This is a genomic window from Bacillus sp. JZ34, assembly GCF_053903205.1.
The window spans coordinates 1,461,344-1,487,603 of the sequence record NZ_CP096403.1 but is presented as its reverse complement, the minus strand read 5'-3'; the positions used below and the strand labels follow the sequence as shown (position 1 = coordinate 1,487,603).

Below are 26,260 nucleotides of genomic sequence, written 5' to 3'. Positions count from 1 at the left end.
CTTCGTCAAAACGAAAAACAAGCTGGCGGCAGTAAGCGCCAGCTTGCAGCTTATGATGAAGATCAGCTTCTCCCCTTTTGATCAAGTTTCAACTGAATACTGTTGGACTTATAGATGATCTTCACTTTATACTTGCTTGGCAATCCTCTGGTTTCGACGGAAGAAAATGAGCCATGACGCTTGCGGAAGGTTATGACCGCCGATCCATCAGCCGGAACGTAATTGTCTGTAAAATTGAGACGTAATGTCCCCTTTAATCTTGCTTTTCCTTTAATTTTCAACTGATCTTTTTTTCCGCTGAGATGAAGTTCAAGTATTCCTTCAGCAGATTGTTTGTAGTCTCCCCCGATCATCAGTTTTCCCGGCACATCTTCCCTAAGGGTGCCCCTTCCCAATGAAACATCACCTCTCCCGAAAGCTGTCTCCGAACCGCCCTCAAGCGTCCCTTGATCAATCCGTGTACCGCCGGAATATGTATTTTTCCCTTCCAGCTTCAAAGTGCCTGTCCCCTTTTTGGTCAGCTTTCCAGCGCCGGAGATGTCGTTGCGCCAGCGATCCGTTGCTTGGAAGCCGCCTTTGGCAGCATCCATCTTCACGGTAACATCTTTGGTCAAAGCACCATACCCATCTGCGGCGGAAAAGAGATTAAGCCTTCCCCATCCTTCCGCATCATCAAGAACAGGATAGCCGGCCGGAAGACCGGTAGTTGCTAAAATCAAACGGCGCTGCTTTTTGTCAAGGTAAGGAAAACGCGTTTCCAGCAGGACTTCGGCTCCCTTTGGAACTGCCATTGGTTTAGCGGTTGTCTTCATTTGACGAAATCCATATGTCAATCGTTCCGTATATTGTTTTTTATTCGTTTCATAATCGCTGTATCTGTCTTCGCCTGTACCGGTTTGCGTTAATAGTTTACGATGAGCTTCATCATAAGCCGTTTTCTTCAATTTTTCATTGTCGGGATCAGACAGAATCGCAGCTGACAACGCTGTTGCCATGACCCTTCCCCCCATGACGTCCAGCGGGGAATGCATACCGGCAACAATCCGGTTATGACCGAGTTCAGTAGCGCGAGTCAGCAGCTCCTGATAACGCTCTGGTATCGCATAGGCCATGGCAAAAGCGCTGAGATATGCGGCGTTCGTATGTCCGCTTGGAAAACCTCCGTCTTTGTTCGGATCAGGATTGATGACGGGAATAAGCGTTGGAACAATGATCGAATTGTCTTTCCAGCGAAACGGACGGGGATAATTGAAATAGCCTTTAGCCGGATTCGATGAAGAATAGTTGCCGCGTAAAGTATTGACCAAGCTCACGACATGTCCAAGTTCCGAACTGGTGCTGCCTGAATTGGTTCCTTCATCATGATATTTTTTTATCGAGGCACCTGCCGGGATGCTGATGATCGTTGTCGTCGCTCCCGCGTTCATTCGGTAGACGTCAGCAAGCTTCCCGAGGCCGTCAATAACACTGTAGCTCTGGCCCCTCCGATCATCAAAATATGCAGCATTTTCCTCAAACATCGTGCGGTGTTCAGCAATATCCACGACTTTTTGGATGTTGGCATCCAACACTCTTCTGTTCAGTTTAGTACCGGTATTCCACGTCTTTCCGGGGATCCAAAGTTTATTAAATTCGGAAAGCACCCCGATGACTGGATTGGATTCCACCGTCATATTAGCAGAGATATTATTTTTGTAATGATCTACGAAAAATCCGGAAGACTGCCGCGAAGCTGCAGTTGTTGGTTTAGTTGCCGCGCTCGCATCGCCTACAACCAGAGAACTTAGAAGAAGTGCCAAAGAACAGACAGCTATCAGTAAATGCTTCCTCATCCTTAATCGTTTCATTCTCACATCATATCCCCCTTACTCTTAATCTCCCAACCATCAAGTTCTATATGATCGTATCGTAAATTTGTTAAATCAAATGGCTTGATTTTATTAATGTTTTGTTTATATTTTGGGATTTTGCAGATTGATGCATTATGAGTGAGGAGGGTAACAAGTGTGAGAAAGGCCGGATTTAAAATTCAGGCCTTTCTCTGCTAGTTTAACAGCTGTTTATACACTTTCAACCAAGTGCATAGGAGGCTAAATCGGCCTGTTTAGTCTATTTATTTTCCTTCTCTAAAAACGCCATAACCGCTTTTGTCAGATTCTGTGCTTCTGCCGGCGCATCCGGTGAGCCGAACATCTTATTTAAATCACTGTGAGATAAGCTGTTGACCCGATACACAAAATCCGTTGCTTTCGCTTTGTTTACGGTTTCCGCGAATTTGTAGACGGCGGGGTCTTCCCAGCGGGTCACAAAATAGGCAGGCGGCAATTTTGAGTTGTTGATGTAGGAGAGCGGCGAAGCTTCTGTCCATACCTTTTCGTCGGAACCGAACACTTTTTGATAAGACGGGATCGCTTCGATGAATCGTTTCATATCCAAGGGTCCATCTAAAACCACAATCGAATTGAGCGAGGCCGGCGTGAGGCCGACACGATTTAAATATGCCGGATTTGCGGCAATTAAGGCGGCCAAGTGCCCTCCTGCCGAATGTCCCATAACATTGATTTTTGACGGATCGATTTGATATTCATCAGCATGATCCATCACCCATTTAACGGCCTTAGCCGCATCATCAGCCATCTCTTCATACTGAACATCGGGATGAAGCCGATAGTTGACAGATACGAAAACATAGCCGTTTTCCGTGAACAATGCCGGCTTCGAAGCAGCCCTGCTTTTGTCGCCGCTTGTCCATCCTCCGCCGTGAAGATAGATGAGAACAGGATGTTTTTCACCCTCGTTTGTTTGCGGTGTATAAATATCCAATGTTTGTCTGTCGTCTTTTGCGTAATGAACATTTTCAGCATTCTTGTTGGAAGTACAGGCGATCAAGCCAATACACAGAATCGCCACCCCTGTCCATTTGATGAATCCTCTCAAGTTTAAAAACACCTTTCTTCTTTAGCCAGTATATTTTAAAACGTCTCACGGAACATTCCGGGAATGCTCATCTGTTAATCAGTTTTAAGGCGGCGGAACATTAGCATATGTTTCTAATTATAAACAGAAACAAGAAACTTACAAATTTTAAAATCAATAAGAAAAGTTAAAGCTGTTGTGCAGTAAACTTGCGAGGAAAATATGAGAGGAGGCATTCGTGAAAGCGAACATGAATAACAATAGACGATTAAGCCGGCAAGAGGAGTACTCCCCGTCATATCGGGGAGTACGATTTTTATGAACCTTGTAATAGATGAATGTCTCATAATCTGATGTTCTATTTTCAAGATGAAAACATCCCATGCTTTTTCTTCGGCCGAAATGACAGATCGCAAATCCAATCATTTAAAAAGATAATGGCAGTTCATCTAAAGCTCTCATCAGAAAATTGCCTTTCCATTTGATCTGCTCCCTTTCGCCTTTGATCTCTATATGTTCAAAGCGGCGCAGCAAGGTTTGAATGGCAATTTTGGCCTCCAATCGGGCAAGCGGTGCGCCCAGGCAAAAATGGCTGCCATAGCCAAAGGCAAGGTGGCGGTTATCCTTTCTTTCAATATTAAAGCGGTCGGCATTCGGGAAGACCGTGTCATCGCGGTTGGCCGAGGCTAATGAAATGATGATCACATCTTTTCTCTTCATCTCCTGCCCGTGCAATGTAAACGGTTCGGCCGCCCAGCGCAGAGTGGTCAATTCCACGGGGCTGTAAAATCTGAGCGCCTCTTCAATGGCTGAGTCGATTAAATCTGCGTTTTGATGAAGCTTTTCCAGTTGCTCAGGGTGGTTCAGCAAGGCAAAGGTCATATTGGTTATTAAGTTTACCGTTGTCTCATGTCCTGCAACGATAAGGAGCATAATTGTCGAATACAGCTCTTCTATGCTTAATGTCGTTCCTTCGCTTTCTGCCTGAATTAATGCACTGACTAAATCCTCAGCCGGCTCGTCCCTTTTTTTGCAAACCAAATATTCCAGGTATTCAGCAAACTCGCCTATTTTATGCTTGTATTCCTCCAGGCTTTCGGGCGTGTCAGAAAAATCAATAACCGCCTGGGACCAAACTCTGAATTTTTGCCGATCTTCAAGCGGAATACCAAGCATCTCGCTGATGACAATGATCGGCAGCGGGAAAGCGAAGTCGTCTACAAGATTCATGGAATGATTCGGTTCTGCTTGATCCAATAAAGAATCAGCGATTTTTTGGATTCTGTTCTCGAGCTGTAAAACCATCCGGGGAGTAAATGCTTTCTGTACAAGAGACCGCAAACGGCCGTGGTCGGGGGGATCTGAGTTGAGCATATGCTTTGATAAAGGTTCTTCATTTTCCAGAGCGGAGAAGTTCTCTAATTCTTCTTCAGTAAACACATTTTCGTAATTTTTCTTCATTCTTGCATCCTTTAATATATGGACCGCATCCTCGTACCTCGTAATGAGCCAGCCTTCGCCCAGATCCCCCATCGATACGGGATAGACAGGACGGGAAGCGCGTAATCGCTTGTAAAATTCGTACGCTTCATCTTTAAATGCCGCAGAAGACAATTCTCTCTCAGTTAATATGGCGAAGCTCTCCTCTTGTTTTGAAGACATACATCCTACCTCCATCTCTATTTTTGTAAATAACAGCCTGCACCGGAATGATAAACCGCGATAGTGCGTTAGGCTATTCACATCCACTCATTCACAAATATTATAATTCCAGGAAAACCCACATTCAATCGGCAATCAAGCTGGAGATGTTCATTAATAAACACCTTCCGCATTCATTGTTTAGAAATGAGACGGGGAATGCAAAAAGAGGCATGAAAACAAGTTGAGACCGGCGCTATGCCGATCTCGCTATAAGTAAATTTAAAAATAAAAAGTCCTCTTAGTTTACAGTTCCTTTTCAAGGAACGGCAGTCTAACAGGAGCCCTTCGGTTGTCCGATCGGAATGTATTCGTTTGTTGACGGCCTGAAGTTCTTCCCTTCTCTTGCTTATCGACTTCCGCATCTTTTTTAAAACGCTCATGATATCTGAAGCCGTCGCAAGATTATTGATTTAATGCTTGAGCAGTTTGATCACTTGTTCTTATTTTTACAACAATATATACAATAGCTGATATCCAAACTGCGATGATTCCAATATAAATAGCCGGATATAATGCTGTTTGATTGATCCACGAATGGACAAGCGTTCTTGTGTTGACGAGAATGATCAGTCCGCCGACCAGAACGCCCATTAATCGGGCATGCACCTTCTGCACCAGCCAGGCGGCAATCGGAGCCGCAATAATTCCGCCAATCATCAATGCACCAACCCACAGCCAATTGACTTCTTCCCAGCCGAGAGAAATGAAAAATCCTAACGTTGCCGAAACGGCAATAGCAAACTCGCTTGTGTCAACAGTACCCACTACTTTTCTCGCACTGACGCCTTTTTTGGATAACAAAACTGGAGTGGCAATCGGCCCCCAGCCTCCCCCTCCGGTTGCATCAGCAAAACCCGCGATTAATCCCAGGGGAACGGCTTTTTTTCTCGAAAGGCTGATACCGCTTTTTTGCTCTCCTATTTTAAACATGAATAGAAATCGAGTGAGCACATACACGCCGAGGACAAGCAGAAATATTGAAATATAAGGTTTCGCAAGCTCGCCCGGAATGTTGCTTAAAAAGGAAGCGCCGAGAAATGCCCCGAGTGATCCCGGGATGACGAGTCGTTTGACCGTTTGTTTATCAACGTTTCCAAACTTTATATGCGACACACCGGATGCCGCGGTTGTGACGACTTCCGCCAGGTGAACGGATGCTGACGCAACCGCCGGTGCGATGCCGAAGGCAAGCAGCAATGACGACGATGTCACCCCGTACGCCATCCCTAAGGCGCCATCTATCAGCTGCGCAAATAATCCTATCAAGACAAACACAATCAGCTTTTTCATGTTGGCCTCCCACTTCAATTGGTTTATTTTTATTGTTAAATATAATCTATACTATACCTACCTGTAAAGTGGGAATTTGAAAAATATAAATTTTTTGTATTTTTCATCGACACCAGCAAAAAAGAGCATATGCATGCAAAATGAGCGCCTATCCCCCGGTCTTTTGTCTTATGGATGTTCATTAGTGAACACCTTCTGTAATCATTGTTTAGTAATGAAGTTTAATTTGAAAGGTTCATAATGCATCTGCTCCTTTTGCGTTTCACTTACCCCAAAGCGAGCGAGGATGACAACTTTTAAATTAACCGAGGAAGGAAAGAGGCATTAAAATGGGAAGGGAAGAAAACAAATTTGAACCGCTCCCGATTGTCGGGAGCGGTATTTTGTTGACTCATAGCTCTTTGTACATAAAGTAATCAAAATCGGCATGTTGATGTGCTCCGCTTGTATCTTGGCATTGCATTCCCACAAAAGCTCCGGTGAAGAATCCTCCTCCGCGCACATAATCATCTGACAGTTTTTTAGATTCCAACGGGATCTCAATTTTATACCAGTCTTTTTTATTAAAAGAATAGGAGTAATAATATGTTTCCCATTCGACATTTACTCTTAAATAAACATATTGTATGTCCCGCGGGATGACAATTTTGTCTTTTATCGGCTGTGAGAATGTAAAATTATCGCATATCGTTACATCCAAAATGCGCCCAAGGTCTTCATCATAAGTCACTTGAAGAGCCGTCCAGTTTTCGGTGTTGTAGTAATTCACGAGTCCCGCGGCTTGCTGAAAGGTCTCCGGGTTGAAATCAACAGCAGTCTCCGCTGTAAAACGGAGGCTTTGCCAACGCCTGGCTACAAACGCCTGGGTAAATGTAGAGGTTAGTGATTCACGTCCATATAAACGTAAATGATTCGGCCTTTCAGTCAATGATCCTAATTCTTTCGTAAAGGGAATCCGCAATGTCTGAAAGTTCATATTTAATGTCCGATCAGCAAATTGATCGACTTCCTGATATGTCGATGGAAACTTGGTTTCAGATATGCGGGGCGCTTCCACCTCCACCCTCCCCTCTTTTCCGCCTGCCACATAAGGCCAGCCGTCTTTCCACTCTAATTTTTGAATCGCGGTTTCTCTTCCCAAAGGACAATATCCTCTTTGGTGAATAACCGAGTCATCAGCAGGATGAATAGGACGCCCGGTTAAGTGAGCTAAATACCACTCACCTGTATGCGTTTCCACAATTGATGCATGTCCGCATTTCTGCAACGGATTCCGAGGTTCGTGCCAAGACGTTAAAATTGGATTGTCGGGGTGAATCTCATATGGTCCTTCGATATGTTTTGAACGGGCAATTGTGGCGGCATGCTCGTAACGGGTCCCGCCTTCCGCTGTCAACAAATAGTAATAATCCCCGATATGATAAAGGTGCGGCGCTTCAGTCAGTTTAATATCTGTGCCTTCAAAAATGATTTTCGGTTGATGGATAAGCCTTTTTTCGCGCACGGAAAATTCCTGCATCACAATGCCTCCGAATGAATGGCGGCCGATCCGGTGATCCCACAGCATATTTAACAAATATTTTCTTCCGTCGACATCATGGAACAATGAAGCATCGAAGCCGGAACTATTTAGTTGAATCGGCTCCCCCCAATCCCCATCGACGGTTTCGCAAGTAACTAAATAGTTATGACAGTCTTTCCAGGCTCCGTCCACAACTTTTACATCTGTATATATAAGCCAAAACTTTCCTTCACTATAACTTAGACAAGGCGCCCATACACCGCCTGAGTCGGGATTCCCTTTCATATCCAATTGTGAAACTCTCTGCAACGGATGTGCAATTAAACGCCAATTCACCAAATCTTTTGAATGATGGATTTGCACTCCTGGAAACCATTCGAAGGTGGATACTGCGATATAATAATCTTCCCCTACTCTACATATGGATGGATCCGGGTTGAAACCTTTAAGCACCGGATTGATAATTTTCATCTTCATTCCTCCTCACGGTTGTCTTTAAAATGTATATTTCCACTGAAATTCTTCATAGAGTCCAAGTCACTTTATCTCTATTCTCTAATTCACGTACGACTTTTGCATATTTTTCATCGCTTAAATTGTAAAAATTAATGTCGATCATAGCCAATATAAGGAAAATAACCGGAACTACAGTTGTCGTTAATAATATCCCTGTCAACGCTTCAGGTGTTTGGACCTGGCCTGCGGCATAGCCGAACTTCTCCAATATGAGTCCTGGAACGATTCCGCCGAGTGCCATGCCAAACTTGAAAAAGAAGCCGATAATCGCATAAATCAATCCACTCAAGCGTTTCCCAGTCTTATATTCGCCATATTCGATTGTTTCAGGGATAAGCGCCCACATATATCCCCCGGCCGTCACGCTTCCAACTGCGGCAATGACCCGAAAGAAGAGCACCAGAAACACATTGCTTGGCGGAACAATGAGAATGGCTAAAAGTCCAATGATATTTAATAATAAAGCGGCATTTAATAGCTTTCTCTTTCCCAGCCACTTATTGATTCGGGGTATAAACGGCAGGATGGCCAATGCAGGAAGGCTTCCAAGCAAGCCGTACCATTTCACAAGATCGGCTCTGCCTACATTGTACGTCATGTAGTAGATGCCGACGGAATTGCTTATCGAGTTGACGCCAAAAATAATGATAAAGAAAATGCTTAAAACGACTAACGGACGATTCACCCGGAATTGCTCGAATAGATCGGAAAATTTAATTTTTTCTTCGGACATTGGCAGAGTGACCCGTTCTTTTGTACTTTTAAAACAAAAGATTAATAGACAGGCGCCAATTATCCCCAGCATGCTCATCGTCAGCTGCCAGCCAAGAGCCGTGTTTCCTGTCGTATCACCTAAATAAGTAGAAAGTAAAGGAACAAAAAAAGATACGATGAGTCCGCCAAGATTGGCAAAGACCATCCGAACCGAAGTAATGCTGACGACCTCTTGATTATCTCTCGTCATCGCGGAGGTTAATGCGCCGTATGGAACATTTATCGCTGTATATGTGAGTGATAAACCGACATACGTGATATAAGCGTAGATTAATTTTCCGGTATCTGAAAAATCAGGGGTTGTAAAACAGAGGATGGCAAGTACAGAAAGCGGAAACGCGCCGAACAGCAGATACGGCCTAAACCTCCCGAATCTGCTGTTTGTTCGGTCTACTAATGTTCCGATAAAAGGATCGGCAAGCGCATCAATGATTCGAACAATCAGAAACATTGTTCCAGCGGCAGCGGCTGATAAACCATAAACATCCGTATAGAAAAATAACAGATATGTAGAAACCGTGGTGTAAATTAAATTACATGCTAAATCTCCAGAAGCATAACCGGATTTCTCATACATACTAACTTGGTTTACATGTCCACCCGTCATGATTCTTACCTCCTCCACAGCCTTTCAAAACGGCTTTATGATAAGTTTTTATGAAAGCGCATACATTGAACCTGGCAAGCGGCCTTTCAGCCGAAGTGAGACAGATGCTTCACTCGTCAACCACGAATACTAGATTGTAGGTTTATGTCATCTTATCACCTCCATTTTTCAATTTTCTCAAGAATCAGATTTCGAAGGTTGCTTTGATCAGAACATAAAATGATCTCCCTCTTTCATCCACTCCTTATGCACACACTTAGTTTAATCATCAAACTAAGTTTAAGTCAGTTTGAAAATGTTGTCAATCATTAGCAGTGCCTATTTCAATTTCAAAAGAAAAAAACTCGAAAAACCGCGGAGGCCTTCATGGGATATCAGCTTCATTTGTTACAGCGCCGCAGCACCATGATCGGCCTTTTTTCTTAATAAAAGCACAATTTATGGATGCCGTTCGCAAAAAGTGCATCATATGAAAAAGATAAACCCAATTTTTCAGGGAACAATGCCTCATTCTTTCATCTGTGATGAATGATACAATCCCCAGTGTAGTGACTAAAAAGGAGGACCAATCATGAAATTCAGCAAAATCGGTGCCTTACTGCTCACTTTGGCGTGTTTGCTTTTGCCTTTTTCTTCTGCGTCTGCAGCAGGTTCCGGTGTATGGGATAATATCGGCACATATGGCATGACATCGCAGACTCCGATCATTAAATCAGGCGGAGGGAAATTTTATTTTCACAACAACAGCTTTTATGGCTTTACTTTTACGCTGTATGAAGTTGACGGGGCGGGAAGCACGCCCGAAATCGTTAGAAAAAATATCTACGTCGGACCGAAAAGCAACAGTCCGGTGATCGATGTCAGCGATTTTACAGATGGCGCGAACAAAAAAGCAGAACTCGTTCTGTTTAAAGGGAACGATACATACATCACCGTTACTTGCTATGATTGAATTCCCCATAAACAGTAAGCCCGCCGTTTACAGACGGCGGTTTTTTGATGCTTTTTTTGCCTGGTCAAACAAACGGTCCCCTCTTTAAACTGAGGGGGCACAAAAAAGTGCCTATATAACTTTAAAGTGCGTACTTCCGTTTCGGGTTCTTCTGTTCCATAATCATGAATGATGTTTTGTATGACATTGTTCTGTTTATACTGAAAAGAAAACGGAGGGATCCATGATGAACCTGAACTTACGAGGAAAAACAGCATTGGTGACCGGATCAACGTCCGGAATCGGCAAAGCGATTGCCGCTTCACTTGCGAAAGAAGGTGCGTCTGTCATCATTAACGGACGCCGGCAAGACAAGGTCAATCAAATAATAGACGAATTGCAAGGCCAATTCCCCGAGGCTGTTCTTCATCCGGCCCCTTATGATCTTGGCACTGAGAAAGGGTGTCAAGACCTAATAGCAGCGTTCCCGCATGTTGATATTCTCATTAATAATTTAGGAATTTTTGAGCCGGCGGAATATTTTGAGATTCCGGATGAGGATTGGTTCCGCTTTTTCGAAGTGAATATTATGAGCGGAGTAAGGCTCTCGCGGAGATATTTGCAAAGCATGATCGAGAAAAAAGAAGGCCGGGTCATTTTTATTGCGAGCGAAGCTGCGGTTATGCCGTCACAGGAAATGGCGCATTACAGCGCAACAAAAACGATGCAGCTTTCGATTTCCCGGAGCTTGGCAGAGCTTGCTACGGGTACAAATGTGACTGTCAATACCGTTATGCCGGGCTCAACCTTAACCGAAGGCGTTGAAACGATGCTGAAGACTCTTTATCCGGATGAAAACCTGACGGTCGAAGAAGCGGAAAGGCGGTTTATGAAAGAAAACCGGCCGACCTCTATCATACAAAGGCTGATTCGGCCGGAAGAAATCGCGCACTTTGTCACCTTTTTAAGCAGTCCGCTTTCCTCGCCGATCAATGGTGCAGCCTTGCGGGCGGACGGCGGATTGGTCCGCAGCGTCTTTTAAATGAAAGGCTGGAATGCCCGGCATTCCAGCTTCATCGTTATCGATCAGCATAAACATGTTGGAAGACTGCGGTCGCATCCCATGCATTCAAGCCAAATGCTCCCTCGGTAAACGTGGAATCCCGAGCACTTATCACCAATCGGCCGTCCAAGTAAATATGAAAGTTGGAATCGCGGGCCACCGCCTTCAGGTGATATTTCCGGCCGGTTTCTATCGGTGTGCGGTGTTCGGCAATAACAGAGGCCGAGCCGTTTTCAAATTTGAAAAACTTCACCACATCATGCTTGGCATCCACATTGGCAAGATATCCGTTTTGAACATCCTTGTCGGCCCGAAACACGAGAGCACCCGCCCCTCTGCCATTTCCATCCTTTACCGTGACATCTGCTTCATATGTGAAATCTGTTCCTTTTGCTGAAGATAAAATGAACGAATCCCCGTCAGATCGCCCTTGTTTTCCATCAATCGTGTCGGCCCATACACCGTTTACGGTCGTCCAGCCGGTCAAATTCGATTGAAAGGGTGACGTTCCCCATACGTTTTTCAGAGGATGAACCGTCATCGAATTCAGCTTGACAAACCCGTTAGATGCGTATACTTCAAGCCCTTTACTGGATCGGTCGGGCAGAATAATGTCGGTGATCACCTGCCTCCCGTCGTTGCCGAATACTTCAACTGAAGAGCGGTCGACATAAATGCGCATCTTCACCTTCCCACCGACGGGTTGCAGCGGGGCCGCATGCTTTCCGGTGTTAAAGTTCGGATTAAAGGAGACGTTTCCGGATTGGCTTCGGTCGACGAACAGTGAAGCGCTGTTTTTGCTGTAGCCGATTTTCGTATATTGGTTTTCCCCTGTTCGGACTTTAAAGCCAAATTCGGCCGCAGTTCCGGTATTTACTTGAAATTCCGCATTGATTTCGTACGCATTATCTGACAGCGCTTTCAAAAAATTTCTGTTTCGAGGTGAAATGATCTTGTTTTTCCACATTTGCGATGCACCCCTGATCGACTTCAGCTCAGTTACCGGAGCCTGAACAATTCTGAACCCTTCGGAAAACGCTTTCAATTTTAGTTCTCTCGGGATAGACATTGCGCTTCTCCACGGGGAAGTGGGAACATCGTTTGCGTATTGCCAATTGCTCATCCATCCTAACCAAAGCCTTCGCCCGTCAGACCGCGGGATATCAGACCAGCTGACAGCTGCGTAGAAGTCTTTGCCGTAATCTGTCCATAATACGCGATTCGGCGGGTTTTCATTTTTAAAGGTTGTGCCGTCAAAGCTTCCGACGAAATATTGCATGCCTGATCCTCCTGAAACAGCACCGTCTCCAACACTGACTTGCATCACCCATTTCGTTTCATTCGGTCTGCCCTCTACAGGAAGCTCAAACAGATCCGGACATTCCCACACGCCTCCATGGCTGCCTTCTCCTTCGCCGAATTCGCTCGCATATGTCCAGTGCTTCAGGTCAGGCGATGTATAGATTAAAATTCGGTCGCCGCCCGCAAGCACCATCACCCACTTTTTCGTCTGTTTGTGCCAAACGACTTTCGGATCTCGGAAATCTCTTTTTCCCGGATTTGGAATGACGGGGTTGCCTGAGTACTTCGTCCATGTCCTGCCTTTGTCATTGCTGTAGGCGATGCTTTGTACTTGTTCCCCGTCCCGGTCCTGCGTATAAATGGCAACGAGCGGCTTCTCCGTCCCTGTTTGAAACCCTGTTGTATTATGCCGATCGACGACAGCGCTTCCCGAAAAAATTGTCCCTTTTTCATCCGGATACAGCGCGACCGGCAAATGCTCCCACTTGACCAAATCTTTGCTTACTGCGTGCCCCCAATGCATCGGCCCCCAGCGCAAGCCATACGGATGATATTGATAAAACAGATGATATTCCCCCGCGTAATACACCATCCCGTTCGGGTCATTCATCCAGTTTGCTTCCGGCGTGAAATGATACTTGGGCCGATGATCCTCGTTATAGTAGTCCGGGTCGGCCGCAGCTGCGGAAAAGGCTTCCGGAAACATCATAGCCCCTATGATCCCCATCTGAATCATTCTCTTTTTCATCCCTTTTCTCCCCTCTTCTTCACACGGTTTTTAGTGACGGTTAAGGCAGGAAGTCCAAACAGCCTCCCCCTTTTTGCGGCCGAATGGACCTGCCTCTCCAAAAGCTAAGAAAAGAACAACTAAATCATTTTATGCCAAAAAGCCAGCCCAATAGCCGACAATCCCGATGATAAAAATACCGAAAATCATGAGAAGAGGATTCACCCCTTTGCGAAGCATCCAGGCAGCGAGCAATGTCAATCCTAGAGGCAGTACCCCCGGCATGATGCTGTCTAAAATGTTTTGCACGGTCTGTACATCGACTTTGCCTGCATCATCTTTAATTCTCGACACGACGATCGGGATATTGATCGTCGTCCACTTGGAAACGAGCGCTCCCATCACAAACAGCCCGAGTATTGAAGCGCCTTCCGTCAGTTTCTGAATGCGGTTCCCGACCAAGTCCTGCAAAATTTCCATGCCTTTCACATATCCGTACTTTAACCCGTAGTATTTTGTACTTAACCTGATCGCGTTGATTAAAAAGAAAAACAAAAGCGGGCCGGCGATGTTTCCGCTTAAAGCAAGCGACGCTCCCAAGGCTGCCAGAACGGGACGCAGCGTCCCCCAGAAAATCGGGTCGCCCACACCTGCCAACGGGCCCATTAAGCCGATTTTCATTCCATTAATCGCTTTGGCATCAATCTTTTTATTGTTGGCCATTTCTTCTTCCATCGCAGCGGTCACGCCGAATATCGGCGCTGTCAGCCACGGATGCGTATTAAACCATTCCAAGTGGCGCTGGAGCGCTTCGCTCCGTTTCGCTCCCGGACCGTACAATTTTTTGATCGCCGGAATCATGACGTAGCAGTAGCCGAGCGCCTGTACACGCTCAAAGTTAAATGATCCGAGCAAAAAGTTTGAGCGGATAAACATACTGAAAATCTCTTTCTTCGTTAACCTTTTTTCTGTGCTCATTATTCGTCCCTCCTTCAATAGTTAAGCATCCAGATCATCGTCATCATCATAAGCAGCCACGCTGCTGTCACTGGCGGCAGCCACCGCCCCCTGCGCATGATTTTTTTGCATCACTTGCTGATATAAAAATGCCAGACAAAGCCCGAGGGCACCGAAGCCGACTAAATTGAAATCGGTAAACGCGGCCAGCAAAAAACCGATATAGAAAAACGGCTTCAAATACGGAATGTTCATCATGTTGATGACCATCGCATATCCGACAACAACGATAATGCCCCCGCCTATTTGCAAACCTTTTGTGATGACGTCCGGAATATTTCCCAAAAACGCCTGAACAGCGCTGACACTGATCAGAGCCACAATCAATGTCGGAATCATAACGCGCAGCGCCTGAAACGCCATGGCGGTAATATGCATGATTTCAATTCCTTTAAAATTGCCATCCTTTGCGTATTTGTCGGCGCGGTGAATTAAAAATACGGTGATCGTCCTGACGAAAATCGTCAGCGCCTGACCCGCAGCAGCCAAAGCCACCGCGACGGCAATCCCTTCACCGACTCCCTGATCGGCGGTAATCACTAAAATGGTCGAAATCACGGAAGCGATAGCCGTATCGGGGGCCATTGCAAGACCGACGTTCATCCAGCCAAGCGCCATCAGCTCCAGCGTTCCGCCGAGAATGATGCCTGTTTTCAGATCCCCGAGAACCAGGCCGACCAACGTGCAGGCAATCAGCGGACGGTGTGTCTGCCCTTCGTCCAATACACTACCGATACCTGTTATAGCTGCAATGACGAGCAGCAAAATAATTTGAATCGTTGACATGGCTTTAGAACCCTCCTTCTAGGATTTTATTGCGTTTCTTAAAATCTGCATAAAGTCTTCGCTCGAATCTGACGGCAGCTGCCTCAGTTCCAGCTTCACGCCCAATCCGTGCAATTGTTCAAACGATTTGATGTCCTTTTCAGTCACGCTTACCGATTTCGTGATTTGCCTGCGGTTATTCTCGAAGCGCATCCCGCCGACATTGACTGTTTCGATCGGAACACCTGCTTCGATTAAAGAAACAATGTCGCCCGGATTTTCGAATAACAGCATTGCCGTCGTATCTTCGTACCGCGGACTGTGAAACGCTTTGGCCATTTTAGAGATCGAAACGGCGCTGGCTTTCACATTTGAAGGTGCGACAGAAAGGATCAGCGTTTTTCTCATTTCGTCCTGCGCCACCTCATCAGAGACGACGATAATGCGGTCAGCAGCGTGGATTTTAATCCATCTTGTTAATACTTGGCCGTGAATAAAGCGGTCATCAATTCTTGCTAAAACGATTTTCATTACAATTCATCCTCTCTTCCCTGATTAGACTGACTGAATTTTTCCAATTGTTCGCTGCAGATTTGGAAGCATTCCCGGCTCATCTTTTTCAACTGGTTCAGCAGTTGTTTGAGCGGCATATGCTCCCTCAAGCTCAATGCCTCTAACAAAATCGGCAGGTTCACGCCGGCTGCCATATCGAATCTCCGCTCCTTCGCGATGTAAGGAGTCGCTGCGTTGTATGGCGTCCCGCCGAAAATATCCACTAAAAAAAGCACCTCGTGTTCCTCCGGAATGTCCTTCAGCGTCTGATGATATTTTTCTTGCAGTGTCTGAATGCCTTCCCCTTTCAGAAACGGCACCGCGATCAGGCTGTCTTCTTCTCCGAATATCATCCCTGAAGATTCTTTTAATGCTGTGGGAAAGTTTCCGTGGCCGCTGATAATGACTGTAATCATGTACATTGCTCCTTTCTTTTTTCGTTCGCTTATTTATAATGCAAGGATCGTGCCAACAAAGTTGTATTAAGCGCTTTCACTGCATCTCAAGACGAATGATTTTCAAGTTTGAAACACATTCAAGCATAAAAATAAACCTGTATTAAAATGGGATTCCACTTAATACAGGTTTACCTGAAAAAATCGCTCATGGAAAACAGCTATAACTCTTCAGAAAAGATGGTCGCGATAAATATTTTTTCATCTTCGCTGATCGCGAGTCCAAGCTTTTCTTCGTAAGGCTTTAATGTTTTCTCTGTGATGTGAAGAACGTTTTGAAGCTGATCATTCATTTCTTCTTCCTCAGGAAAAGCGATCGGATTCTGTTTGATCACCCTTTCAAAAGCAAAAGCGGTATGCATGATGACTTTGATCAGCACCGCGTTGCTGAATGTGATGCGCAGTTCGTCTTGAACCGTCTGAAGCCACTCCAACAGCATGTCTATCATATGATAGGGATTCAAAAAGACAAGATATTTTTTCAGGCTGTCTTCGCACAGCTCCTTCACCACCACATTTTTACCGGATAATCCGCCGCTCGCAGGGATATTGCCGTTTCCAATCACTTGCTGAATCACTTTTTCTCCTTCGCCTTCAATCAATACTTCTAAAGGCACGTGCGGAGCATCGATTTTAGGATTCTTCGTGCCCACCGTGGCAAGGATCTCATACGTTTTTTCAATTTCTTTCATGCGGCTTGCTAATTTGATCGATGACACCGACAAAATGCTGATTTGTTCATCGGATGTCCTGCTCACGATTGCTGTTAAGATCTCTTCGAGCTTTTTCGCCGTTCCGCCGCCTGTCGTGCAAATGGAGACGATCGCCTTCTTTTTGCCTGAGACCCGCGGTTTATCGGCCCATAAATCGATGAAATCCTTTGTAACCGAATCATAGATGGCGTGCAAATTCAAATTCAAATAATTCACCTTGCGGACAGCATCAAGCACCATCGATGTCGTAACATTGCTGATCGTTTTTATTTTTACGCCCGTTTGTTGTTCGAGCCTTGTTTCCAGCATCGCAAGCGATCCCATGTCGACAAGCATTAATACGCCTTCTCCTTCATCAACCTGCTTCACTTTCTCCGCCAGACTGCTTACGATTTCCGCAGGTGAAACGGTCAAAGGCATATCAACCGCAGCAATCGGGGTGCTCCCCAGCAGTTCAGTGGCTACTTCAACCATAGAGCTCGCCGTGCTGTTTCCATGGGCCGCCACGACAATGCCCGTCCTTTTGTTTTCTTTCCATGATTTAATCGACTGAATCAGCATCGTCAAGTAGATGACTTCGATTTCCGGAACGGTTACTTTAAAATACGCTTGAATTTTATCTTTGAAAATCAGTGCGACCTCATATTCTTTCACATGGGTTTCCCTGATTTCATCTGTTTCCTGCGGGTTTAAAACATCAATCTGTTTTCCGCGCTTTAAAAATGCGGCGATGTGCATGCTCAGGAAATAGATGAATTTACGGTCGAATTTGCAGTCTAACTCATGTTCAGCGACTTCCTTTAATTCTTTCGTCATCTGAATCACGTCGTCTTCAACGAATTTGAGCAAGCTGTGGTTTTGAAGCATTTTCTGATTAAAAAAGCTTCTGACGTGCAAATGAATATCCGTTAAAATATATTGATTGATTTGTTTTTTTGTTAAGCCTTCTTTATTCAGGATTTTCGCTTTTTCTTCTATGACATGGTATAAGTTAAATGAGTCATCGATTTTCGTTGTATCATCTTCCACAATCGGAGAGATGATCGTTGTAATGTTGACGTATTCAGAAATCATTTTGCTCCGTTCGATATTTTTGCTGCTGGACATCCAGTCCTGTTTGATCTCATCGGGAAGATCCCGGACGGTCAGTTCAACAACCTCGTCTTTGTCAAGGTTATTTAAAAATCCGTGCGCACAGACCAGCTGCACATTTGATTTCAGCTGCCCGACATTTCCGAATTTTGCAGAATGAATCAATGCATTATAGACGTCGATATGAACATTTAAGTTTTTCTTGATCCGCTCTGCTTCTTTCCCCAATAAAAAAGTTGTCAGCTCCACTCTTTCTCCAAGGGACCGTTCATCGAGCGACGGAATATGTACGGTCATCGGAATTCTCCGTAAAAATGTCTTCAGCAATGCAGAACTCGGGTTTTCTGTTGTTGCGCAGATAAACAGGACTTTTGCCGTTCGCTTATGCTCTGTTTCACCAAGCCTGTTGTATGTGCCGCTGTCAATGAAATAAAACAGCATTTCCTGCCCCTCCGGCGGGAGACGATGAATTTCATCCATAAACAGAATGCCCCCGTCCGCCTGTTCGACTAATCCTGCTTTGTCTTCGCCGGCACCTGTAAACGACCCTTTTTTATGTCCGAACAATTGCGAGAGCAATAATTGAGGATTGTTATAATAATCGGCACAGTTGAATGTGATGAACGGGGAATCGGGCTTCAATATGTCCGAATAAACGGCGAACTGGTAGATCCGGTTCGCAAACAGCGATTTCCCCGAACCCGTCGGACCGAGCAGCAGCATGTGCAAGCCGTGCGGAGGATAAAAGACAGCCGCTTTCGCCTGAGAGATTGCCTTTTTCAAGCTCCCTTTGGCCCCGATCATGAGCTCGAGGGGATCGGCGGACATGTTGCGCGCCGGCTTTTTTTGGCCGTCAGCCAGCCGCTTCAGTTCTTCAACCTCCATCAACTCTGAGTTCCATTTGATGTTCAAGATGTTTTCAACGATTTCCACCGGGACATAGCGCACAGGGAACGTTTTAATCTTGATCACCTTTTTGGCACGAACGAGATTGTTTAATTCAAAGCTGACATTTGAACGCTCCATTTGCAGCTGACCGGCGATTTCTTGAGCCGAATTCCCTTGTATCTTTAAAAGCTGATGGATATTCGTTTCGCGAAAATTATCCAGCAGCTGATGGTAGATTTTATCTATTCTTTTCATATGTATCATCCTTTGTTCTCGATTGATCAGCAAAAAGGCGGCAAACTTCTTGAAGATTCAGAACTTTAAAGTCGAATCACGGGATAAAAAAAAGATCTTTTACAGATTGACAATCCTGACTCTCCTACTTTTATATCGATTTGTTCGTGCTCTCATGACACAGTCTGGTGTTTTTGCTTCATCAGCATCCACAGAAACACCCCACCCAAAGTAGCAGCTTGTCAATAGTGTATCATTATTGAGAAAATATTGGTGAAAACATCCTGTATTTTTCTCTAAATGTAAATGTTTTGTGAAAGCTCTGCTGATCAACGTTCACTTCGATACCATGTTGGCCGAACGACCGGCTGCCTTAACTTTCACAAAAAAGGCCGTTGACGGTTCAACGGCCTTATCTTTATGATTCATCTCCCTTTGAAAATAAACGATTCCTTTAAAAGTCTGCCTTCGCTCCCTTTTTCCGTCCAAATCAAGTCCACTTCCAATTCGGTCGCATTCTCTGCCAATAGCAAATTCCGGTGCTTGACAGGGCTTCCGTCATTTAAGCTTTTGGCTAAAGAGACCGCATTGTCGTGAGGAATATTCCAAAGCGAAAATTTCGTTGAAGAATTGGGTTCATTCCGATAGAGATAAATTTCCGCCGAAGCTATATCGTGTCCAATGTTTTTGATTTCGACAGCATAAGTATGAAACCTACCTTTTTCCGGCTTCGCCATTCCGTTTTTTGCTTCGGCTTTACCGATTTGAACTTCCCATTGTTTTGAAGCCTGTTTAACCGGCAATTCTTCAAACGTCAGCGCTTTTGTTTCAATTGTCGGAACAATCATGCCGAACAGGCACAATGCACATATGAATAGCCGCATATTTTTCACTCCTCGATGGTCGATGTCCCCATATATTATTCCTTATTCATAAATCCTATGCATACCGACGTTTCACTCCTGCTTCCGGCAGGGTAATAAAAGGACTGGAGGGATCAAGCAATGCCGCAAAACCTTAATGATCGATACGAACTCTTTTTCAAAAAAAGATACAAAGTTCTTCATACATTAAACGATTTTCTTATCGGTCTTTTATTCCTTGTCGGGAGCTTCTGTTTTTTCTTCGAGGAACTGAAGCCGGCGGGAATATGGATGTTTGTGATCGGCAGCTTTCAGCTGTTAATCAGGCCGACGATCCGTTTGGTTCATGATTTTCATTACCGGAAGTTTGTTGAGAGCCGGCGTTCCAAATCCCGTGAGTAAATTTAAACAGCAGGGAGAGATGGCAGGAGACCCGCTAAGAAGTGCATATAAAAAAGGCCGAATCCTATCGGCCTTTCCTCTGTCACATAAGCCACTCCTCACAATCGGCGGCAAGCCGTTCCAACTCGTTCATAAAAGCGCCGGCATGATAGCCGTCACACACTGCATGGTGTACTTGCAGGGAAACCGGCAAAAATGTTTCACCGCCTTCTGAAAAGTATTTCCCGTTTGTAATAATCGGCAGCAAGTGTTCGCTGTTATCTAGGTTTAAATTAAAGTTTGTAAAGCGCACCCATGGAATAGAAGAAACTGAAAACGCATTGGGCGGGATGTCCGGCTTAGCCCACAAGCCCTTTTTGTCTCCAAAGCGCTCGGCATCCTGAAGATATTGACGATAAAACCGCGAGAAATCATCTGAGTATTCTGTCCAGAGGGCGGAAAACGTTTGGTCGTCCTGATGAAAAATCGTATAGCACGGGTGCATTTGTTCCCAATATCCCAGCTGTCCTTTGTCGTTAAAAGTTGTTCTAAACTCGGGACGCGAATGAATGGCCCTTGATACGATATAAATAAAAACCGGGTACAGCTTGATCTTCTTTTTCTTGAGCACGGCAAACAAATTGGTCACATTGACGTTTGCCGTTATACTGAAAGAACATTTCGCTTCCTTCATGTAATGGTCAAAATAAGATTTTCTATACCAAGTGTCGAGATCGATTGTTTGAAAATTCATGTTTTACCTCCTAAAATATAGCTTTTTTATTTTAGGAGGCCTGCTTCTCTGATTTCGGCAATATTCTCACCTCATCCTGTATTGTAAATGAATTGTAGCGCGTTTCGGAGACGCAGGCAACCGTCCCTCCTCTTCTTTGTCTTCTTGCTGTGCCATTCTCCGCCTCTCCACCTCCGGCTATCATTTAGGTTATACTGACATAGATCGGGGTGAAGATATGAACAGCAAATCACGATTGACGCCTGAAAGGTGGCGGGCGATTACGGAAAACGATTCCGCCTATGACGGAGTTTTTTATTACGCGGTCAAAACGACCGGGATATTTTGCCGCCCTTCCTGCAAATCGAGAGTTCCTCAAATCGAAAATGTGCAAATCTTTTTCAATGCAAAAGATGCTTTATCAGAAGGGTACCGCCCCTGCAAACGCTGCAATCCGGCCGGGATGCTGCTGCCGGATGAAGAGCTGGCACAGCGGGCGGTGCAAATCATCGAGGAATCTTATCGCGATCCGCTGTCTCTGCAAGCTTTGGCAGACAGGTGCCATATCAGCCCTTTTCATCTGCAGCGGACGTTTAAACGAATCAAAGGCGCCTCGCCGGCAGAATACATCCTGCAGAAAAGGATTGAGAAAGCATTCGATTTGCTTGCCCATTCTGAACGAACGATTGCAGAAATCGCCTCAATGGTAGGCATCGGGAATGCGGATTATTTTGCCGCTTTGTTTAAAAAGAAAACAGGGCAATCACCGACGTCATACCGGCAAATGAAACGGAGGTAAACATATGGAAGATCAAATCGTATACTGGCGTACGCTGACTTGCCGCCGCTCGCAGATTCACATTGCGGCGACTGCCCGCGGGCTCTGTTTTACAGGGGCATGGAATCAAGGATTCGGGGAGCTGGCCGCTTGGGCTGAAAAAAGGTACGCACAGCCAGTTTTCATTCGGGATGACAAAGGATTGGCAGAATACGCCGAGCAGATTCAGGCGTATTTAGATGGCAAGCGGACTCATTTCAGCTTTCCTGTCGACCTTGCCGGAACGCCTTTTCAGCTAGCCGTGTGGCAGGCGCTCTCCGAAATTCCTTTCGGCAGCACGCGTTCCTATTCCGATATCGCCGGGCATATACAAAAGCGGAACGCTGTCCGGGCCGTAGGTACGGCGATCGGCGCAAATCCGCTGTTAATGGTAGTGCCGTGCCATCGGGTTATCGGCAAAAACGGACAGCTCACGGGATACCGGGGCGGATTGGAGATGAAAAAAGAACTGCTGATACTGGAGGCCGCAGGCGCCGCTGAACATCCTTTAACAACGGCATCCCGATCTCAAGCTTTCTCATCCGAGACAATGTGAAGGTCGATTCCGTCTGTATGCCTCATAATGCTGTTGACAATCGAGCCTTTTCTGATTTCTTCCCATCGCGATCGGGCGGATTGGCCGAGCACGATTTGTGTAATGCCGTGCTGTTTCGCTGTATCAGTGATCGTTTCAGAAATGCGCCTTTTGTTTGAGTGTTTAAAAATGAATTCGGCGCCGAATTGTGCACAGAGCGTCTCCCATTGCCCGATTTTATCCCGTTCTGTCGGGGCCAGCTGCTCCTTTGACGTGCGCGACACGTTTAAAACGAGCAGATCGGCCTTCAGGCGGCTTGCGATTCTCCACCCGCGCCGAATCAGTTTTTCGGCATTTTTTCCGTGCTGGACGCACACCAAAATCTTTTCATTCGTTCCCCTCGGCCGGAGGCTGCCGTTCGTCCGCTCCAGACGATCATCCACATCATCTGCAACTTCTCGCAAGGCGAGCTCTCTCAACGCAGCTAAATTATTTTTCGTAAAAAAATGGGTTAAAGCCTGTTGAATCTTATGTTTTTCATATACCTTTCCTTCCTGAAGCCGCTTTTGCAATGTTTCCGGAGTGACGTCAATCAAGATGACTTCATTCGCCAATTCCAATACGCGGTCCGGGATCCGTTCTCTCACTTTCACCCCGGTGACGTGTTGAACGATATCATGGACGCTTTCGATATGCTGGATATTGACGGCGGACAGCACGTTGATGCCTTCCTGTAAAATATCTTCAACGTCCATGTACCGCTTTTCATTTTTCGAACCTGGCACATTGGTGTGAGCCAGTTCATCGACAAGCACAAGGTCTGGCTTCCGGTTAATAATCGCATCGACATCCATTTCTCCCATCGTTATCCCTTTATATGAAATGTTTCGTTTTGGAATGACTTCTAAACCTTTGACGAGTGCGGCCGTGTCTTTTCGATGATGCGTTTCGACAAGGCCGATCACGGCATCGATCCCTTCACGCTTTAAATCGTGCGCTTCCTGGAGCATCCGATACGTTTTTCCGACTCCCGGCGCAGAACCGATATAAATGGTCCAATGCCCTCTTTTCAGCTGTTCAATTTCGGCCAGCAGTTCTCCCGGCGTCTTCCTTCGATAATCACGGGTGTTTTTTGTCCGCATTGCAGCATCTCCGTTTTCTTATCAAGTTTGTTTTTCCCGGTGTCGTATGATCAGACACCGGGCAGCATTCTACTTCAGTTTTTCTTTTAAATCGATATTGAGAAGTAGCACGTTGACGCGCGGTTCACTTAAGAAGTCGCTTTTGGTATGCTGATGAACAAGCTGCACAAGCTCTTTCTCCGGCAGTCCTGTCAGACGGCTGATTCTCGGAATTTGCGCCATCGCCCCGTCGGGACTGATATCAGGGTCTAATCCCGAAGCGGAGTTCGTGACTAAATCGACCGGCAGTTTACTGATAGGAACATCAGGGTTTTCCTCCTTCCACTTTTCAATCGATGCTTTCATCCGTTTCAGCAAATCGGGATTTGACGGCGCTTCGTTTGGCGATCCAGATCCTGCGGCATCATACTTGATGCTGGATTCCCTTCCTTGAAAGAGCCGCGGGTCTCTAAACCGCTGGCCAATGAGTTCAGAGCCGATCACATTCCCCTGCCGGTCATACACAAGACTTCCATTTGACTTTCCAGGCATGGCAGCCTGTGAAATCCCTGTCAGCGCGAGCGGATATCCAAGCCCGCAAACCAGCATTAACAGCAGGCTGATTCTGAAGATTACTCCGATTTCTTTCATGACGATTCCTCCTTACAACATAATCTGAAGCAGCATATCGATCAGCTTGATTCCGATGAAAGGGACGATGACGCCGCCGAGGCCATAGATCAATAAATTGCGGGCCAGCAAAGCATTTGAGCTCATCGGTTTATAAGCAATTCCTTTCATGGCTAAAGGCACAAGAAGCGGGATGATCAGCGCGTTAAATATCAGCGCAGATAAGATTGCTGAAATCGGCGAACCAAGCCTCATGATGTTCAGCGCGTTCATCTCGGGAATCGCCAGCATAAACATCGCCGGGATGATGGCAAAATATTTGGCGATATCGTTTGCGATGCTGAACGTAGTCAAGGCGCCGCGCGTCATAAGCAGCTGCTTTCCGATCGAGACGACTTCAATGATTTTTGTCGGATTCGAATCAAGGTCCACCATATTCGCTGCTTCCTTGGCAGCTGTTGTGCCGCTGTTCATGGCAAGCCCGACATCAGCCTGCGCAAGTGCGGGCGCGTCATTGGTTCCGTCGCCCGTCATGGCGACAAGCTTTCCTTCAGATTGTTCGCGCTTGATCACATTAATCTTGTCTTCGGGCTTGCTTTCGGCAATAAAGTCATCAACGCCCGCTTCCCTTGCGATCGTAGCGGCCGTTAACGGATTGTCGCCTGTGCACATCACCGTTTTGATCCCCATTTTGCGAAGCTCGGCAAAGCGCTCTTTCATGCCCGGTTTAACGGTGTCTTTTAAATAGATCAAACCGAAGATTGTTCCGTCTGCCGCTACAGCCAGCGGTGTTCCGCCTTCTTTCGAAATCCGTTCGCTTTCCAGATCGAGATTCGAAGGTATCGTTCCGCCATTGTTGATCACCCACTTTTTCACGGCATCGACAGCGCCTTTGCGAATGTGCCTTCCGTCGGGCAGGTTCACGCCGCTCATTCTCGTTTCCGCCTTGAATTCAATCGGTTCTCCTGCTTCAGCAACGGACGAGTCATAATGAATCGAGAGTTTATCAGCGAGTTCGATGACTGAGCGTCCTTCCGGTGTTTCGTCATGGATGGAGCCAAGCGCCGCATATTCACCAACGGTTTGAAGCGATTCATCTCCGACAGGAACAAATTCCCCGGCCATCCGGTTTCCAAAAGTGATCGTCCCTGTTTTATCAAGAACAATCGTGTTAATGTCGCCCGCAGCCTCGACAGCTTTCCCCGACATCGCCAGAACGTTGAAGCGGGTCACGCGATCCATTCCCGCAATCCCGATGGCTGACAGGAGCCCGCCGATCGTCGTCGGTATAAGACAGACAAGCAGGGCAATCAAGACGGCGGGATCAATTTGAAAACCGAGATAGGACGTAAAAAACGGGAGTGTCGCAACAACGATCAGAAAAATCAGCGTTAAGCTCGTTAAAACCGTATTCAACGCGATTTCATTCGGCGTTTTTTGCCTTTCAGCCCCTTCGACTAAAGCGATCATCTGATCGAGGAACGTTTCACCCGGATCACTCGTGATCTTGACTTTAATCGAATCGCTGACGACCCGGGTGCCTCCCGTAACAGAGCTGAAATCACCGCCTGCTTCCTTTATGACCGGAGCAGACTCTCCCGTGATGGCCGATTCGTCTACTGATGCGAGACCCGCGATGACTTCACCGTCGCCAGGTATCATTTCTCCCTGGGAGACGATGACGATGTCCCCCTTTCTAAGCTCGGCAGACGCTACCTTCTCAATGCGGTCATCCATTACTTTATTGGCCGAAACCCCTTTTTTCGTCTGTTTTAAAGAATCGGCCTGCGCCTTTCCTCTTCCTTCAGCCAGCGCTTCGGCGAAATTCGCGAATAACACGGTGATCAGCAAAATGAAAGAAACCGCCGGATTGAACCAGGGAGCCGCCGTACTGCCGAAAAACCGGGGAAACACGGAAAGCAGAACCGTTATGAAAAATCCGACTTCTACGACAAACATAATCGGATTTTTGATTATAGTTCGCGGATCTAATTTTAAAAAGGCATGTTTGACCGCATCTTTGATGATCGTGTCGTTCATCGTTTGCTTTGTTGTGTGAACGGCATCCGGTGTGGCCTGTTGACTGGAATGATGCAAATCGTTCATGAGTAA

The 26,260-nt window shown here is 46.0% G+C and carries 22 protein-coding genes; 5 read left to right on the top strand and 17 right to left on the bottom strand.

All coding sequences use genetic code 11. The features are described from left to right. Positions 1 to 62: 62 nt before the first annotated feature. The 6 genes from M1D90_RS07480 to M1D90_RS07455 form a co-directional block, all read right to left on the bottom strand. Positions 63 to 1,847: an acid phosphatase gene (locus M1D90_RS07480; protein WP_026579218.1), complete on the bottom strand. Its 1,785-nt coding sequence runs from the start codon at positions 1,845 to 1,847 to the stop codon at positions 63 to 65. Between the two features lie 262 nt (positions 1,848 to 2,109). Next, a complete protein-coding gene (locus M1D90_RS07475) occupies positions 2,110 to 2,937 on the bottom strand; it encodes an alpha/beta hydrolase (protein ID WP_023855337.1) in 828 nt (275 codons plus the stop codon). 405 nt (positions 2,938 to 3,342) lie between these two features. After that, entirely contained in the window at positions 3,343 to 4,578 is a 1,236-nt protein-coding gene (locus M1D90_RS07470) for a cytochrome P450 family protein (protein ID WP_023855338.1), read from the bottom strand. A gap of 444 nt (positions 4,579 to 5,022) precedes the next feature. After that, entirely contained in the window at positions 5,023 to 5,910 is an 888-nt protein-coding gene (locus M1D90_RS07465; RefSeq protein WP_020452347.1) for a sulfite exporter TauE/SafE family protein, read from the bottom strand. A gap of 391 nt (positions 5,911 to 6,301) precedes the next feature. Next, positions 6,302 to 7,903, bottom strand: coding sequence for a xylan 1,4-beta-xylosidase (gene xynB / locus M1D90_RS07460; protein ID WP_020452348.1), 1,602 nt, complete (start codon positions 7,901 to 7,903; stop codon positions 6,302 to 6,304). 52 nt (positions 7,904 to 7,955) lie between these two features. After that, the gene (locus M1D90_RS07455; protein ID WP_026579217.1) at positions 7,956 to 9,329 is read right to left on the bottom strand and encodes an MFS transporter; all 1,374 of its coding nucleotides are present in this window, start codon (positions 9,327 to 9,329) and stop codon (positions 7,956 to 7,958) included. 571 nt (positions 9,330 to 9,900) lie between these two features. Here M1D90_RS07455 and M1D90_RS07450 point away from each other — a divergent pair. Together M1D90_RS07450 and M1D90_RS07445 are read left to right on the top strand one after the other, a co-directional pair. After that, on the top strand, positions 9,901 to 10,281 hold the full coding sequence (locus M1D90_RS07450) for a hypothetical protein (RefSeq protein WP_020452350.1): 381 nt from the start codon (positions 9,901 to 9,903) through the stop codon (positions 10,279 to 10,281). 226 nt (positions 10,282 to 10,507) lie between these two features. Further along, a complete protein-coding gene (locus M1D90_RS07445; RefSeq protein ID WP_026579216.1) occupies positions 10,508 to 11,302 on the top strand; it encodes an SDR family NAD(P)-dependent oxidoreductase in 795 nt (264 codons plus the stop codon). A 37-nt stretch (positions 11,303 to 11,339) separates the two neighbouring features. Here the strand turns inward: M1D90_RS07445 and M1D90_RS07440 are convergent, their stop codons facing one another. From M1D90_RS07440 to M1D90_RS07410, 7 genes are all read right to left on the bottom strand, one after another. Next, positions 11,340 to 13,373, bottom strand: a complete 2,034-nt coding sequence (locus M1D90_RS07440) for a GH32 C-terminal domain-containing protein (protein ID WP_023855342.1) — start codon at positions 13,371 to 13,373, stop codon at positions 11,340 to 11,342. 129 nt (positions 13,374 to 13,502) lie between these two features. Further along, the gene (locus tag M1D90_RS07435; RefSeq protein WP_020452353.1) at positions 13,503 to 14,330 is read right to left on the bottom strand and encodes a PTS system mannose/fructose/sorbose family transporter subunit IID; all 828 of its coding nucleotides are present in this window, start codon (positions 14,328 to 14,330) and stop codon (positions 13,503 to 13,505) included. Between the two features lie 21 nt (positions 14,331 to 14,351). Continuing rightward, positions 14,352 to 15,155 (bottom strand): PTS mannose/fructose/sorbose transporter subunit IIC, encoded by an 804-nt coding sequence (locus M1D90_RS07430; protein WP_020452354.1) that lies wholly within the window; start codon positions 15,153 to 15,155, stop codon positions 14,352 to 14,354. 18 nt (positions 15,156 to 15,173) lie between these two features. Continuing rightward, positions 15,174 to 15,665, bottom strand: a complete 492-nt coding sequence (locus M1D90_RS07425) for a mannose/fructose/sorbose PTS transporter subunit IIB (protein ID WP_023855343.1) — start codon at positions 15,663 to 15,665, stop codon at positions 15,174 to 15,176. Continuing rightward, positions 15,665 to 16,102, bottom strand: a complete 438-nt coding sequence (locus tag M1D90_RS07420) for a mannose/fructose/sorbose PTS transporter subunit IIA (protein WP_020452356.1) — start codon at positions 16,100 to 16,102, stop codon at positions 15,665 to 15,667. The genes M1D90_RS07425 and M1D90_RS07420 overlap by 1 nt, the downstream gene beginning before the upstream one ends. A 200-nt stretch (positions 16,103 to 16,302) precedes the next feature. Further along, a complete protein-coding gene (locus tag M1D90_RS07415) occupies positions 16,303 to 19,089 on the bottom strand; it encodes a sigma 54-interacting transcriptional regulator (protein ID WP_023855344.1) in 2,787 nt (928 codons plus the stop codon). Between the two features lie 404 nt (positions 19,090 to 19,493). Then, positions 19,494 to 19,952: a hypothetical protein gene (locus M1D90_RS07410; RefSeq protein WP_026579215.1), complete on the bottom strand. Its 459-nt coding sequence runs from the start codon at positions 19,950 to 19,952 to the stop codon at positions 19,494 to 19,496. A gap of 120 nt (positions 19,953 to 20,072) precedes the next feature. Between M1D90_RS07410 and M1D90_RS07405 the strand changes: the two genes are divergently transcribed. Continuing rightward, positions 20,073 to 20,333 (top strand): YrhK family protein, encoded by a 261-nt coding sequence (locus M1D90_RS07405; protein WP_456283284.1) that lies wholly within the window; start codon positions 20,073 to 20,075, stop codon positions 20,331 to 20,333. A gap of 82 nt (positions 20,334 to 20,415) precedes the next feature. On the opposite strand, the gene catA is transcribed toward M1D90_RS07405, so the two are convergent. Beyond that, entirely contained in the window at positions 20,416 to 21,066 is a 651-nt protein-coding gene (gene catA / locus M1D90_RS07400) for a type A chloramphenicol O-acetyltransferase (RefSeq protein WP_023855348.1), read from the bottom strand. A gap of 217 nt (positions 21,067 to 21,283) precedes the next feature. Here catA and M1D90_RS07395 point away from each other — a divergent pair, with 217 nt between their 5' ends. Together M1D90_RS07395 and M1D90_RS07390 are read left to right on the top strand one after the other, a co-directional pair. Beyond that, positions 21,284 to 21,844 carry a bifunctional transcriptional activator/DNA repair enzyme AdaA gene (locus M1D90_RS07395; protein WP_023855349.1) on the top strand — a complete coding sequence of 187 codons (561 nt, stop codon included), beginning with the start codon at positions 21,284 to 21,286 and terminating at the stop codon, positions 21,842 to 21,844. Between the two features lie 4 nt (positions 21,845 to 21,848). After that, a complete protein-coding gene (locus M1D90_RS07390) occupies positions 21,849 to 22,418 on the top strand; it encodes a methylated-DNA--[protein]-cysteine S-methyltransferase (protein ID WP_023855350.1) in 570 nt (189 codons plus the stop codon). On the opposite strand, the gene kdpDN is transcribed toward M1D90_RS07390, so the two are convergent. From kdpDN to kdpB, 3 genes are all read right to left on the bottom strand, one after another. Next, positions 22,391 to 23,539 (bottom strand): KdpD-like non-kinase potassium sensor, encoded by a 1,149-nt coding sequence (kdpDN, locus tag M1D90_RS07385; protein WP_023855351.1) that lies wholly within the window; start codon positions 23,537 to 23,539, stop codon positions 22,391 to 22,393. The two genes, M1D90_RS07390 and kdpDN, sit on opposite strands and share 28 nt — an antisense overlap. Positions 23,540 to 23,608: 69 nt before the next feature. Beyond that, entirely contained in the window at positions 23,609 to 24,169 is a 561-nt protein-coding gene (gene kdpC / locus M1D90_RS07380; RefSeq protein ID WP_020452363.1) for a potassium-transporting ATPase subunit KdpC, read from the bottom strand. Positions 24,170 to 24,181: 12 nt separating this feature from the next. Continuing rightward, positions 24,182 to 26,254: a potassium-transporting ATPase subunit KdpB gene (kdpB, locus tag M1D90_RS07375; protein WP_026579211.1), complete on the bottom strand. Its 2,073-nt coding sequence runs from the start codon at positions 26,252 to 26,254 to the stop codon at positions 24,182 to 24,184. Between the last annotated feature and the right edge of the window lie 6 nt (positions 26,255 to 26,260).